This window comes from Exiguobacterium sp. K1, assembly GCF_033721435.1.
Classification (GTDB): domain Bacteria; phylum Bacillota; class Bacilli; order Exiguobacteriales; family Exiguobacteriaceae; genus Exiguobacterium_A; species Exiguobacterium_A artemiae.
Map to the genome: position 1 here is coordinate 493,286 of NZ_JAOTIT010000001.1, position 14,512 is coordinate 507,797.

Here is a 14,512-nt window from a genome sequence, read left to right on the forward strand (position 1 = left end):
AAAACAAGTTGTTGAGAAAGAAGGAATACCCTTGAATTTAGCTGAACTAATCGAAGTCATTCAGACTCAAAAAACGGAACGTATGGTAGAGGCAGTCGTGACCTCCTTAACAACCGATTCACGTGATGTGAAGCCGGGAACGTTATTTGTCGCCATTAAAGGTTATACAGTGGATGGACACGATTATGCCAAACAGGCCGAAGCACAGGGGGCTGTCGCCATCGTGTCAGAACGGTTGCTCGATGTGACGATTCCTGTCATTCTTGTCCGGAGTACAACCCGAGCGATGGCAGAACTTGCCGGGAAGTTTTATGATTATCCTTCTGAAAAGATGCGGATGATCGGAATCACTGGAACGAACGGAAAAACAACGACGACGACCATCGTACGTGACGTCTTGGCTCAGCTGGGGCGGAAAACGGGAATCATTGGTACCGTTGAAGTCAAAATTGGGGACCGGGTCGTCCCGAGTCGCAACACGACACCTCAAAGTTCGGAATTACAGGCCTTTTTCCATCAGATGCATCAAGAGGGCGTCGAAGACGTCATCATGGAAGTTTCTTCGCATGGATTAGAGCTCGGTCGTGTGACCGGAACGGATTTTGATGTTGCTGGGTTTACGAATTTGACGCACGACCACCTGGATTTCCATAAGACGTTCGAGAACTATGCACGAGCAAAAGGTCTGCTCTTTGCGCAACTCGGACAACGGCTGTCGGATAAGAAAGTAGCAGTCTTGAATGCAGATGATGAGATCAGCCATTTATTTGAGATGATGACGGGTGCCCGCGTACTGACATATGGCATTGAGCAGCCGGCCGACTTACAGGCTAAAAATATTACACAAACCCTTCAGGAAACGACCTTTACGATGGTCTATCAAGAGCAGGCAGTCGAATTGACCGTTCAGTTCATCGGTCGATTCAATGTCTATAATTTACTGCTTGCAACGGGTATCCTGCTGTCAATCGGCTACAGTTTAACTGAGATTTCGAATGCGATCACTCAGATACAGCCGGCAAAAGGCCGGATGCAACGATTGCCGATTGACGGGTACAACATTTATGTGGATTATGCCCATACGCCGGACGGCATTGAACAATGTCTGAAAGCACTGGTCGATGTTCCGAAAGAAAACATCATCTTCTTGATTGGAACAGGCGGTAATCGCGATGTGACGAAACGGCCGATGATGGGTCAACTTGCATCGACGTATGCGGGAACTGTCGTCATCACGACGGACGATCCCCGTTTTGAATCGTATGAGTCGATTACATCCGGTATCGCCTCCGGAATGCTTCACGATCAATTCGTTGAAATCGGAGACCGGGAAGAAGCGGTCCGCTATGCAGCGAGCCTCGCCCGTCCGGATAACATCGTCATCCTGGCAGGAAAAGGGCATGAAAAATATCAAATCATTGGGGATGAGAAAACACCCCTCGACGAAGAAGCACTCGTCAAAGAGATGATACGCCAATTGGAGGAAAAGAAGTGACTTATCAACAACTTGAAATTGAACAGGCTCAGTTTGAACAGTTTGTAAAAACCCATCCTAAAGGAGACCTCTTGCAGTTACCGGCTTGGGGATCCGTCAAGGCAGCGACCGGCTGGACACATGAACGGATTGCGGTCGGGACAGCGAGTGGTCAACTGGTCGGGGTCGCACTGTTATTGTTTAAAAAAGTTCCGAAATTACCGTTTACGTTATGTTATGCTCCGCGCGGATTTGTCGTTGATTATACGGATCAGGCAGCTGTTGCCGCATTACGGGATGCAGCGATCCAAGTCGCGAAAAAGCGAAAAGCAATCACAATTAAACTCGATCCAAACGTTGATCGGACGGAATATCCGAATTTACTTCAAGAAATGAAGGCGTTAGGGTTTAAGCACAACGGATTCGGAGGCGGATTTGATTATGCGCAACCGCGTTTTACGATGGAGACAAGTCTTGAAGGGTCGGAAAAAGAAATCTTTGACCGCTTCCATTCGAAGTTCCGTTACAATGTCCGTTTGGCCGAACGAAAAGGAATCGTGTGTTACGAAGCATCACGGGAAGAGTTGAAAATATTCGCCAACCTGATGGTCGAAACGGGTGAACGCGACGGGTTCTCCATCCGCGGTCTTGATTACTTTGAAAATCTATACGACCATCTTCGTCCAACCGGAGACGCGGCATTGTTTTTGACGAAATTGGATGTCGTCCGGGCGCTTGAAAATACGGAAGCGGCCTTATTACAAGCAGAGAAGGAATTGGTGAAGATTCATCGTCAACTTGAAAAAGAAACGGTCGAGAAAAAAATCAACAGTTTGAATAATCGACTGGAACAAACGACTGCTCAGATTGAAAAAGCAGAGAAGTCGAAAACTGAATTGATGGCGATTGCGGCAAAACACCCGAACGGAGTGATTCTGTCGGGCGGTTTGTTGACGTTAGCCGGTCGACGGTCGTATTACCTGTATGGTGCGTCGTCAAACGAATACCGTGAGTTCATGCCGAACCATTTAATGCAGTGGACCATGATGCGTCATGCAAAAGCGCACGGCGCCCTCTCATACGACTTTGGTGGTGTCAGCGGGTCAACGGATCCGGATGACCACTATGCCGGATTGTATGCCTTTAAGTCCGGTTGGGGCAGTGAAATGATTGAAAAAATCGGAGAGTTTGACTATGTCCTGAACAAGCCGTTGTATCTGTTGCTTGAAACAGGATTACCGATTCTTCAAAAAATCCGGAAGAAGTTACGCCGCTAATGAAGCGGGGAACAATCTTCATTTGGATTTTGTTCCTGCTGGTCATGTTTGCCATCGGCTCCTTTCTGGCAGCGTCGACTAATCGCATGCCAAGCATTTTAATCGATCAGCCGGAGCTGGGACTGGAGAGTTGTCCCCGCGACCGCGCCGGTGAGAACCGTCTCATCAACGACAGTTCGGATCAGTTAAAGCAACTTCATCCGGCAGTCCGTGCAGGTGCCAAGGATTTGATTCGTCTCAGTCATTCCTGCTACAACATCGACATCCGGATCACCCAAGGATACCGGACGAAAAAACAGCAGGACGCATTGTATGAACAAGGACGCTCGCAAGCCGGAGAAGTCGTGACGAACGCCCGGGGCGGGGAATCGATGCATAACTATGGTTTAGCGATTGACTTCGTTCAAATGATAGACGGGGACATTTCTTACGATTTAGAGTATGACGGAAATCAATCCGGTAAAAGTGACTGGCGTGAGGTCGCTGCTGTCGGAAAGGCGCTTGGCTTTGAATGGGGAGGGGATTGGAAACGTTTTGTTGACTATCCGCACTTCGAGATGACATTCGGCTATTCCTTGAATGAACTTCAAGCAGGTGAAAAACCGGGCAGGCAGGAAAAAGCGAACCGAACAGAAGAAATCGAGAAGCTGTTGAATCCGTAAAACGAACATCGTGTGGACCGAAAGAAGGTCCGCGCGATGTTTTTTTTCGTTTTCACCATCCCTGTTGTTGGCAGAATGGCAAAGTTCGGCTAGAATAGTGATAGTGATAAGTGGACGGCTCACGAAAAGTGAATACAAATAGGAGGTCATATCGTGTCAAAGAAAAAGACGGAAAAGGTAAGCGTCTTTGCTCTTGGTGGCGCCGGTGAAATCGGTAAGAACATGTACGTCGTCGAACTCGACGAGGACATCTTCGTAATCGATGCCGGATTAATGTTCCCAGGAGATGAGATGCTTGGAATTGATAAAGTCATTCCAGACATTAGTTATTTAAAAGAAAACAAAGAGCGGATTCAAGGGATTTTCATCACGCATGGACACGAGGACCATATTGGTGCCCTCAGTTATGTCTTACGGGACTTAAAAGTGCCGGTGTATGGAACACGCTTAACACTGGGTTTAATTGAAATTAAATTAAAAGAAGCCGGTTTATTGAAAAAGGCAGATCTTCGTCCAATTGATGCCAAGACGAAATTAACCGTAGCAGGTCATTTCATTACATTTTTCCGTGTCAATCACTCGATTCCGGATGCAGTCGGGGTATGTATCCAAACATCGCAAGGGGCAATCGTACACACGGGAGATTTTAAATTTGATTACACACCGGTTGATGGAAAACAAGCTGATTTCGGAAAAATTGCCGCAATTGGTCAGCGGGGAGTCCTTTGTCTCTTATCAGACTCAACTAACGCTGAACGTCCCGGAATGTCCGGATCGGAATCAACGGTCGGGTCGGAACTCAACGACGTCATCTACGAGGCACCGGGTCGCGTGATCGTTGCGTCATTCGCATCAAACGTCCATCGTCTGCAACAAGTCTTTGCAGCGGCAGAAGCTAACAACCGTAAAGTGGCCGTTGTCGGTCGCAGTATGGTCAATATCGTCGAAGTGGCACAACGCCTGAACTACTTGCGTTTCAAACAAAAGACGTTGGTCGAACTTTCGGATATCAATCGACTCGATGACAATCAAGTCGTGATTTTAACAACGGGCTCGCAAGGCGAACCGATGGCAGCACTCACACGCATGGCACGGAATGCACACAAGCAGGTCAACATCCGTTTAAATGATACAGTCGTCGTCGCGGCGTCTCCGATTCCCGGAAACGAAAAATCCGTTTCGAAAACGATTGATTTGTTGTTCCGCGCCGGTGCAAACGTCATCTATAACCAGCGGAAAGTGCATGTATCCGGTCACGGACATGCCGAAGACTTGAAGTTGATGCTGAACTTGATCAAACCAAAATTCTTCGTCCCGATCCACGGGGAATTCCGGATGCAGAAGGCACACAGCCGTTTAGCACAAACAGTTGGTGTCAATGCAAATAACATCTTCATCATTGAAAATGGGGATGTCGTCGAGTTCGAGAAACGTAAAGCCCGGATGTCACGTAAAGTAAATGCCGGAAACGTCTTGATTGACGGAATCGGTGTCGGTGATGTCGGAAACATCGTGTTACGCGATCGTCGTCTCCTGTCGCAAGACGGTGTCGTCCTTTGTGTCATCACGATCAGCCGTAAAAACAAAACGATCGTCTCCGGACCAGAAATCATTTCACGTGGATTCGTCTACATGCGTGAATCAGAAGATATGATCAACGAAGCGAACCGGATTGTTGCCAAGCAACTGCAAGGTAAATTAACAGGTGAGCTTGACTGGACAGAAATGAAGTCATTGATTCGTGACAAGTTAAGTTCGTATCTTTATGAACAAACGAAACGTCGTCCGATGATTTTACCGATCATCATGGAAATCTAACAAAAAGGAGCGACTCAGGGAGGCCGATGGATGGTCAGCTGAGTCGTTTTTTTATCAGGAGGTCAGAAAAAGATGGCAACGACAAAAAAAGGACCGGTCCGGAAAACACCGCCGCGAAAGCGTACACCGGCTAAAAAACGGGCACCAGCGAAAAAGCAACGTCAGCCGATTCAATACCGTACATATGCAGCCGTCATTGCGGTCTTATCGCTGCTTTCGTATGTATTGGCACTTGGACAGTTTGGACGTGTCGGAGAAGTACTGGCCGAGTTTGCGAAAGATCAGGTCGGACAGTTTGGTTCACTCCTGTACGGATTGATTGGCGGACTGCTGTTGCTGATTTTGTCGAATCAACCACGGTTAAACAAATGGGCCTGGTCGTTTTTGATTCTCGGCGGATTAATCTGGATTGACTTGCTGCTTGGTCAACCGCGCGGAGCCATGAATGCGTGGTTGTATCAAGGTTCGTCCTATTATATTTCGAGTTTTGGCGCATTCATGATCGGTTTATTTCTGATTGTGGCAGGGATTCATTTGTTGCAACCGACGTTTTTCAGTGAACTGGCTTTAGGAATCAGAGAACGGATTCAAGAATTCCAGCAACGTGAACGGCAGACTGTCGTCAAAGAACGTCCTGAGAAAAAGAAACCAGACCGGTCAGAAGCGGTGGTGCAACCGGTCAATGATAAGAAGACACTGAAAAGACAGGCCATTGAAGAAATTGTGGCGGAAGAAGCTCCTGTCAATCTTCAGGACGTCCCGATTATCGGCTTTGCAGATCATGTCGAACCGCAGGCAAAAGAGACACAAGGACCATTGACGATGACGGAGACGCCGGACGGCTATCAGTTGCCGTCGCTTGATTTACTGGCAGAACCTGTCACAAAAGATTTATCAGGAGAAAATAAACGATTAAAAGACAATGCGACAAAATTGATTGCGACGTTAAAATCTTTCGGAATCGGAGCAAAAGTCTTGAAAATTCATCTCGGTCCCAGTGTGACGAAATATGAGATTGAACCGGATCAAGGCATCAAACTGAGTCGAATTACCGGACTGGCCGATGATTTGGCGCTTGCGCTCGCCGCAAAAGATATCCGGATCGAAGCACCGATTCCCGGTAAGGCTGCCGTCGGAATCGAAGTTCCGAACCGGGAGGTCGCCATGGTTTCCCTACGGGAGGTCTTAGGAGCAGAGAGTGTCCAGGCCGATCCGGACCGCTTGCTCGTGGCACTTGGTCGAAGTATTTCCGGTGAGACGGTCACGGCGAAACTGAATAAGATGCCGCACGTCTTAGTCGCCGGTTCAACCGGATCGGGAAAATCCGTCTGCATCAACGGGATGATCGTCTCAATTTTAATGCGGGCCCGCCCGGATGAAGTCCGGTTGATGATGATCGATCCGAAGATGGTTGAATTGAATGTCTACAATGGTATTCCCCATCTGCTGGCACCGGTCGTGACCGATCCGAAGAAAGCGGCTCAAGCGTTAAAACAGGTCGTATCGGAGATGGAACGGCGTTATGAAATCTTCAGTCAGAACGGGGCACGGAATATCGAAGGATACAATGCCCTGATTGATAAGATGAACGCCGAAGAAAAAGTCCATCAACGTCTGCCGTACATCGTCGTCATCGTCGATGAGTTAGCCGATTTGATGATGGTCGCCTCAAACGAAGTCGAAGATGCCATCATGCGTCTTGCCCAGATGGCACGGGCAGCCGGAATTCATATGGTCATCGCGACGCAACGACCGAGCGTTGACATCATTACCGGTGTCATCAAGGCAAACATCCCATCGAGGATTGCCTTCAGTGTCTCAAGCGGGACGGATTCCCGGACGATTCTTGATACGAGCGGGGCAGACAAACTACTTGGACGAGGAGATATGCTGTTGCTTGGAAACGGCATGAATAAACCGGTCCGTGTCCAAGGAGCTTTCTTGTCGGATGAAGAAGTCGAAACAATCGTCAACCATGTCATCTCCCAGCAAAAAGCCCAATATGTTGAAGCGATGATTCCAAAGGATCTTCCGGAAGGGGAGACGGAAGTCGATGATCCGCTATATGATGAAGTCGTCCAGTTCATTTTGACGCAAGAAACAGCGTCAACTTCGATGATCCAACGGAAATACCGGATTGGTTACAACCGGGCCGCCCGTCTGATTGATGCACTAGAAGAAAATGGTTTAATCGGTCCGTCGGAAGGCTCAAAACCACGGCGAGTCATGGGTCATTAATAATCGGAAAGAGGATAAAGCCCGGTGCTTTATCCTCTTTTTGACGGTGAAAACCAAAAAAAGAAAACTTAAACCGTTTTCATGAAAATAGTTGTCAGACGTCTGTTGATTTTGCGCGCAATATTTGTCATACTCAGTCATATGAGTTGGCGTACCCGATAAAAGGTACGTGAGCGACTTTTTCACAAATAGATAATGAAAGCGCTCACATAATAGGAAGAGGAGTTGGCGATGATGAAAAAACAGTATGCATTCGTATCAATGATGACTGTTGCGACAGTCGGATTAGCAGCATGTGGAGGTTCAGCAGACAAAGATTCGAGTAAAAAGGACGAATTTTCTGTAGCAATGGTGGCCGATAAAGGCGGAATCGACGACAAGTCGTTTAACCAATCAGCATGGGAAGGTCTTCAGGCATATGGAAAAGAAAATCAGCTCAAGAAAAATGAAGGCTACTCTTATCTTCAATCGAAATCCCAACAAGACTATCAACCAAACTTGTCCCGACTTGCACGAAGCGGGGAAAACTTAGTGTTCGGAATCGGGAATACCTTTAACGAAGACATCGAAACGGTATCAAAACAATTCAAAGACACACAATTTGCCATCGTGGATAATGTCGTTCCGGGTAAAAACGTCACATCGATTACATTCAAAGAGAATGAAGGCGCTTATCTTGCGGGAATCGTCGCAGCGATGCAGACGAAAACGGATCATATCGGTTTTGTCGGCGGCATGAAGATGGATGTCATTGAACGGTTCCGTGCCGGATTCGAAGCAGGCGCAAAATCCGTGAATCCGAAAATTAAAGTCGATGTCCAATACGCGGAAGACTTTGCGGCTCCGGAAAAAGGACAGGCGATTGCAGCCGGAATGTACGGAAAAGGCGCAGACATCATTTTCCCGGCAGCTGGCGGAACAGGAAACGGTGTCTTCACAGAAGCGAAGAACCGTAAGAAAAACGGGGAAGACGTTTCAGTGATCGGAGTCGACCGGGACCAAAAAGAAGAAGGCATGCCGGAAGACGTAACGTTGACATCGGTCATCAAACGAGTGGACCGTGCCGTTCAAGATACAGCGAATGCAGCCAAAGACGGAAAACTAACGGGTGGAAAAACAATCCGTTACGGTTTAAAAGAACAAGGTGTCGATTTAGTGGAGTCAGACAAGTTGTCAAAAGAGACGTTGAAAAAAGTTGAACAAGCGAAAAAAGCTGTTATTAAAGGGGAAACAATTGTCCCTGAACAATAAGCGGTAAGAGAAAAGAGGGTGTTCTTAGGTAGAATGCCCTATTTTCTTCCAAAGTTATTTACGTTATGAAAAGGGTTACAAAAGCGCCAGAAGTCAGACTTCTAACCTGTTACAAAATGATTGCAGGATTGAGTCCGGCATCATATACTTATCTTGGCTGGAGTTCTCATACGTCAGAAGTCTGAGCACTGGTTACAACTAGATAGAGGATGGAGATGCGTCATGTCGATTAAATTAGATCATCGTTTGCTTTATTTACGTGTGATTGAAAAAATTAAGTCTGACATCGATGACGGCGTTTACAAGGAAGGCGAAAAGCTACCTTCAGAGTTTGAACTTTCAAAGCAACTTGGCGTTAGTCGAGCGACTCTTCGAGAGGCTTTACGAATTCTTGAAGATGAGAACATCGTCATTCGTAAACACGGTGTCGGTACGTTTATCAATGCAAGACCACCGTTTACTTCAGGGATTGAGGAGCTTTACAGTGTTACGGAGATGATTGCACGTGCAGGTATGATTCCGACCTCAGAAGTATTGTCATCAGAAATGGTGCAACCAACTGAACGTGATCGAGAACGTTTTCAGTTAGGACCGGATGAACTGGTTTATCGAATCGAACGAATCCGACTTGCGGGAGATGTTCCTGTCGTCTATTGTGTCGATAAGATTCCAAGCCATTATATTAAAAACGAAGAACAGTTTACGTCCTCGACGTCACTGTTTGACGCACTAGAAAAAGAATTAGGACGCCGTGTCACTCATGCGGTTACGCATATCGAGCCGCGGATTGATCCAAAGATCGCTGAACAATTACATACGGACCAACCGTTACTCGTACTGCGCCAAACGCATTATGATGAGCTTGACCGATCCGTTCTTTATTCAGCGAACTATTTCCGTGCGGACAAGTTTGATTTCCATGTCATCCGTAAGCGTGTTTAACCACTCGTTTTAGGGGTTTTACTGAAAGCGCTTTCCACCTACCTACGTAACGCTCCTCATCACCAGCCTCAGGTGCTTGACGTAGTCAGGAACTTTGTATGACCATATTCGAAAGGGGATTATTTCAGATGAAAAAGAAGTCACTTCTCGCATTAGCAGCAACAGGTTTAGCAATGAGTTCGGTACTCGCAGCATGTGGTGGTAACGATGATTCGAAAGATTCAAGCGGCGGAGACAAAAAAGACGGCTTCAAAGTAGGTATGGTTACAGATACAGGTGGTGTTGACGATAAATCGTTCAACCAATCAGCATGGGAAGGAATTCAAAAATTCGGTAAAGACAACGACTTAAAAGAAGGTACTGGCTACAAGTATCTTCAGTCGGCAAAACAATCGGATTACCAACCGAACCTTCAGCAATTGGCGCGTGCGAAATATGACTTGATTCTCGGTATCGGATTCTTGATGGCAGAAGATATCGGTAAAGTAGCGGATCAATTCAAAGACAACAACTTTGCACTTGTTGATATGGTCGTTGACAAACCAAACGTCGCGTCAATCGTCTTCAAAGAAAACGAAGGATCATTCCTCGTTGGTGTTGTTGCCGGTTTGACTACGAAATCAGACAAAGTTGGTTTCGTCGGTGGTGTTAACTCGGACTTGATCAAAAAGTTCGAAAGTGGATTCAAAGCCGGCGTTAAGGCCGTCAATCCAAAAGCGGATATCCAAGTTCAATACGCAGAAGATTTTAACGCTGCTGAAAAAGGACAAGCAATCGCTTCAGGTATGTACGGTAAAAAAGTTGACGTCATCTATCATGCTGCCGGTGGAACAGGACAAGGTGTCTTCACTGAAGCGAAAAACCGTAAGAAAAACGGCGAAGATGTTTGGGTAATCGGTGTCGACCGTGACCAAGTTGAAGAAGGTATGCCGGAAAACGTTACATTGACTTCAATGGTCAAACGTGTCGATACAGCAGTTGAACAAGTAGCAAAAGATACAAAAGACGGTAACTTCCCGGCTGGTAAAGTTGTTGAGTTCGGTCTTAAAGACGGCGGAGTTGATATCGCGCCATCACAAGACAATATTGCGAAAGACGTCTTGACGAAAGTGGAAGACTACAAAAAACAAATCATCGCTGGTGACATCAAAGTTCCGTCTACTGACGACGAGTACAAAGAATACGAGGCGTCACTGAAATAAAATGGAAGCGGGGGTCGCTAGTACTGCGGCCTCCCCTTTTAAACTAAACATGGGAGTGGATTTTCTTGGAATACGTCATTGAGATGCTAAACATACGAAAAGAGTTTGGCAGTTTCGTCGCAAATGATAACATCACGCTCCAGCTTCGGAAAGGTGAGATTCACGCTTTACTTGGTGAAAACGGTGCCGGAAAATCGACGCTGATGAACGTCTTATTTGGTTTGTATCAGCCTGAGGCTGGAGAGATTCGTGTACGTGGTGAAAAAGTGAATATTACGAGTCCGAACGTTGCGAATGATCTGGGAATCGGAATGGTACACCAACATTTCATGCTCGTTCAAAATTTCACGGTAACAGAAAACATCATCTTGGGTGCAGAGCCGAAAGCCGGTCTGAAAATTGACCGAGCAGCAGCACGGGAAAAAGTCCGTCAAATTTCGGAACAGTATGGTCTTGCCGTTGATCCAGATGCAAAAATTGAAGATATTTCGGTCGGGATGCAACAGCGTGTTGAAATTTTAAAAACACTATACCGCGGTGCTGATATTCTAATCTTCGATGAACCATCTGCTGTTTTAACCCCACAAGAAATCAAAGAATTGATTCAGATCATGAATCGCTTGATTGCTGAAGGGAAATCGATTATCTTGATTACCCACAAATTGAAGGAAATCATGGAAGTCGCCGATCGTTGTACAACGATTCGTCGTGGTAAATACATCGGAACAGTTGATATCGATGAAACAATGACCCAATCAAGATTAGCCGAGATGATGGTAGGGCGGGAAGTAAACTTTAATGCGGAGTATTCCAAGGCAACTCCACAAGAACTGGTGCTCGACATCAAAGACTTGGTTGTCAAAGACAGTCGCGGCATCAAGGCAGTAGACGGATTAAACCTCGATATCCGAGCCGGTGAAATTGTCGGGATCGCTGGAATCGACGGAAACGGACAAACGGAATTGATCGAAGCCATTACCGGTTTGCGTAAAGCGGACAGCGGAGAGATTTTCCTCAATAACAAATCCATTAAAAACTTAAAACCACGAAAAGTGACGGAAGCCGGAGTCGGACACATCCCGCAAGACCGTCATAAGCATGGACTGGTCCTCGATTACTCAATCGGTCACAATATGGTATTGCAAACGTATTATCAAAAACCGTATTCAAAAGCAGGCATCATGAACTACGGTCAGGTCATGGATAAAGCAAAAACCTTAATCGAGAAGTTCGACGTCCGAACTCCAAGTCCGGAAACATTTGCCCGCGCTCTGTCAGGCGGAAACCAGCAAAAGGCGATCATCGCCCGGGAAGTGGACCGTTCACCTGACTTATTGATTGCAGCACAGCCGACCCGTGGATTGGACGTCGGTGCCATTGAATTCATTCACGAACAATTGGTACTCGAACGTGAAAAAGGCCGCGCCGTTCTTCTGATTTCATTTGAACTAGAAGAAATCCTGCAAGTATCGGACCGGATTGCGGTTCTTTACGAAGGACGGACAGTCGCCTTCCTTGATCCAAAAGAAACAAACGAAATCGAACTTGGCTTCTTGATGGCCGGCGGTAAGAAAGAGGAGGTCGGTCGTTCATGAAACTAGAACGTTTTTACGGAATATTGATTCCGATTCTTTCCATCATCTTGGGAATGGTTGTCGGTGCGATTGTTATGCTCGCCGGCGGTTACAATCCGGTTGACGGATTTGATCAATTGTTTTACGGCATATTCGGGGAACCGTACAGCATCGGTGAAACATTACGAGCTGCTGCCCCGTTGATTTTTGCAGGTCTTGCTGTTGCCTTCGCTTTCCGGACTGGATTGTTTAACATCGGAGTCGAGGGACAAGTATTGGTCGGCTGGATGGTTGCAGTCTGGATCGGGATTGAGTTTGATCTTCCGACAGCGATTCACCTGCCGCTTGCTTTAATCGGAGCAGGACTCGCAGGAGCACTGTGGGCATCGATTCCGGGTATCCTAAAAGCGAAATTCCATGTCCACGAAGTTATCACATCCATCATGATGAACTATATCGCACTGTACGTGACAAACGATATTCTTCGGAATGTCATCGGGATTGAAAACGAACGGACGGAATCAGTAAAAGAATCCGCTTCGCTTGCGTCACCTTTCCTGCAAGAGTTGACAGATTTCTCACGTCTGCATAATGGGATTTTCATTGCCGTGATCGCAGCACTTGTCTTCTGGTTCATCCTTTGGAAAACGACGCTTGGTTACGAATTACGGGCCGTTGGATTCAACAAGAGTGCCGCAGAATATGCCGGTATGGGCGTCAATAAGAACATTGTTCTTTCGTTCGTCATCTCAGGTGTATTTGCCGGACTCGCAGGAGCAATGGAAGGTTTGGGGACATTCCAGAATATGACGTTAAACGCTTCATTCACGGGTGTCGGATTTGACGGGATTGCCGTTGCCTTACTTGGTGCCAACAATCCGATTGGTGTCGTACTCGCCGCCTTGCTGTTTGCCGGTCTGAATATCGGTGGTCTTTCGATGCAACAAATCGGAATCCCGCCGGAGTTAATTAAAATCATCATCGCGTTTATCATTATCTTCGTCGCTTCTGGATATGCGATCCGTCTCTTGATCGAGAAATTCACGGTCAAGAAATCCGAAGATAAAAAAGTGAAAGGAGCCGATAAATAATGGGCTTTTTAGAAGTACTGTATATTATCGTACCGATCGCACTTGCCTATTCGGCTCCGTTGATCATTGCGGCACTCGGCGGAATTTTCAGTGAGCGCTCCGGTGTCGTCAATATCGCACTTGAAGGACTAATGGTCATGGGGGCGTTCTCGGGTATCGTCTCAGCCTTGACGTTATCGAAAATGGGCTTAGGTGCTGCCAGTCCTTGGATTGCCATGCTGATTGCAATCATCGTTGGAGCAGTGTTCTCCTTGTTCCTCGCGATTCCGGCCATTTTGTTCCGGGCCGATCAAACGGTTCTTGGAGTAGCGATTAATATGTTAGCAGTCGGTCTCGCGATTTTCCTTGTCCGGGCATTCTACGGAAAAGGGCAGACCGATTCGATTCCGAACCGGATTTCGAAAGAAAACGTTCCATTTTTATCGGATATTCCGGTATTGAAGATGTTTTTTGCCAACGTCTATTACACATCGTACATTGCGATTGCTTTAGCATTCGTTGCATGGTACGTCATCTTTAAAACACCGTTTGGTCTTCGTCTTCGTTCAGTCGGGGAACACCCGATGGCAGCGGACACGATGGGAATCAACGTTACAAAAATGCGTTTCATCAGTGTCATGATTTCAGGTGGTTTCGGTGGTCTTGCCGGCGCTGTTTACGCGACGTCGATTTCACTGAACTTCAGCGTGACGACGATTCTTGGACAAGGTTTCCTCGCTATTGCAGCGATGATTTTTGGGAAATGGAATCCACTCGGAGCGATGGGAGCGGCCCTGTTCTTCGGATTCGCTCAAGCGATTTCGATCATCGGGCAACAGTTACCGCTTCTTGATCAAATTCCACAAGTTTACTTGTTGATTGCACCATATTTGTTGACGATTCTTGCCCTTGCCGGTGTCGTTGGACGGGCGGATGCACCGAAAGCTGTTGGTGTACCGTATATTAAAGGAAAACGCTGACGTTTTCTGAGAATCACTTTTCTG

Annotated in this window: 11 protein-coding genes; all 11 read left to right on the forward strand. The window is 46.8% G+C overall.

Annotated features, from left to right (window positions below):
• Positions 1–31 precede the first annotated feature (31 nt).
• The 11 genes from N7U64_RS02445 to N7U64_RS02495 all read left to right on the forward strand — a co-directional run bounded on the left by N7U64_RS02445 (position 32) and on the right by N7U64_RS02495 (position 14,488).
• Entirely contained in the window at positions 32–1,495 is a 1,464-nt protein-coding gene (locus tag N7U64_RS02445; protein WP_012370700.1) for a UDP-N-acetylmuramoyl-L-alanyl-D-glutamate--2,6-diaminopimelate ligase, read from the forward strand.
• A complete protein-coding gene (locus N7U64_RS02450) occupies positions 1,492–2,751 on the forward strand; it encodes a lipid II:glycine glycyltransferase FemX (protein ID WP_012370699.1) in 1,260 nt (419 codons plus the stop codon). The genes N7U64_RS02445 and N7U64_RS02450 overlap by 4 nt, the downstream gene beginning before the upstream one ends.
• Complete coding sequence (locus N7U64_RS02455) at positions 2,751–3,413, forward strand: M15 family metallopeptidase (protein WP_012370698.1); 663 nt, start codon at positions 2,751–2,753, stop codon at positions 3,411–3,413. The genes N7U64_RS02450 and N7U64_RS02455 overlap by 1 nt, the downstream gene beginning before the upstream one ends.
• A 153-nt stretch (positions 3,414–3,566) precedes the next feature.
• Positions 3,567–5,231 carry a ribonuclease J gene (locus tag N7U64_RS02460; RefSeq protein WP_026828051.1) on the forward strand — a complete coding sequence of 555 codons (1,665 nt, stop codon included), beginning with the start codon at positions 3,567–3,569 and terminating at the stop codon, positions 5,229–5,231.
• A 72-nt stretch (positions 5,232–5,303) separates the two neighbouring features.
• On the forward strand, positions 5,304–7,469 hold the full coding sequence (locus N7U64_RS02465; protein WP_318928315.1) for a DNA translocase FtsK: 2,166 nt from the start codon (positions 5,304–5,306) through the stop codon (positions 7,467–7,469).
• Positions 7,470–7,700: 231 nt separating this feature from the next.
• The gene (locus N7U64_RS02470) at positions 7,701–8,720 is read left to right on the forward strand and encodes a BMP family protein (RefSeq protein WP_318928317.1); all 1,020 of its coding nucleotides are present in this window, start codon (positions 7,701–7,703) and stop codon (positions 8,718–8,720) included.
• 222 nt (positions 8,721–8,942) lie between these two features.
• Positions 8,943–9,662: a GntR family transcriptional regulator gene (locus N7U64_RS02475; protein ID WP_012370694.1), complete on the forward strand. Its 720-nt coding sequence runs from the start codon at positions 8,943–8,945 to the stop codon at positions 9,660–9,662.
• Between the two features lie 128 nt (positions 9,663–9,790).
• Positions 9,791–10,864 carry a BMP family ABC transporter substrate-binding protein gene (locus N7U64_RS02480; protein ID WP_318928321.1) on the forward strand — a complete coding sequence of 358 codons (1,074 nt, stop codon included), beginning with the start codon at positions 9,791–9,793 and terminating at the stop codon, positions 10,862–10,864.
• Positions 10,865–10,929: 65 nt separating this feature from the next.
• Positions 10,930–12,459 (forward strand): ABC transporter ATP-binding protein, encoded by a 1,530-nt coding sequence (locus tag N7U64_RS02485; protein ID WP_012370692.1) that lies wholly within the window; start codon positions 10,930–10,932, stop codon positions 12,457–12,459.
• Positions 12,456–13,529: an ABC transporter permease gene (locus N7U64_RS02490; RefSeq protein ID WP_012370691.1), complete on the forward strand. Its 1,074-nt coding sequence runs from the start codon at positions 12,456–12,458 to the stop codon at positions 13,527–13,529. The genes N7U64_RS02485 and N7U64_RS02490 overlap by 4 nt, the downstream gene beginning before the upstream one ends.
• Complete coding sequence (locus tag N7U64_RS02495; protein ID WP_318928324.1) at positions 13,529–14,488, forward strand: ABC transporter permease; 960 nt, start codon at positions 13,529–13,531, stop codon at positions 14,486–14,488. Before N7U64_RS02490 ends, N7U64_RS02495 begins: the two co-directional genes overlap by 1 nt.
• Positions 14,489–14,512 lie beyond the last annotated feature (24 nt).

Excerpts from the sequence above, each read along its gene's own strand:
- N7U64_RS02490 (WP_012370691.1), top strand. The coding sequence starts at position 12,456 with ATGAAACTAGAACGTTTTTACGGAATATTGATTCCGATTCTTTCCATC.
- N7U64_RS02480 (WP_318928321.1), top strand. The coding sequence starts at position 9,791 with ATGAAAAAGAAGTCACTTCTCGCATTAGCAGCAACAGGTTTAGCAATG.
- N7U64_RS02475 (WP_012370694.1), top strand. The coding sequence starts at position 8,943 with ATGTCGATTAAATTAGATCATCGTTTGCTTTATTTACGTGTGATTGAA.
- N7U64_RS02470 (WP_318928317.1), top strand. The coding sequence starts at position 7,701 with ATGATGAAAAAACAGTATGCATTCGTATCAATGATGACTGTTGCGACA.
- N7U64_RS02465 (WP_318928315.1), top strand. The coding sequence starts at position 5,304 with ATGGCAACGACAAAAAAAGGACCGGTCCGGAAAACACCGCCGCGAAAG.
- N7U64_RS02495 (WP_318928324.1), top strand. The coding sequence starts at position 13,529 with ATGGGCTTTTTAGAAGTACTGTATATTATCGTACCGATCGCACTTGCC.
- N7U64_RS02455 (WP_012370698.1), top strand. The coding sequence starts at position 2,751 with ATGAAGCGGGGAACAATCTTCATTTGGATTTTGTTCCTGCTGGTCATG.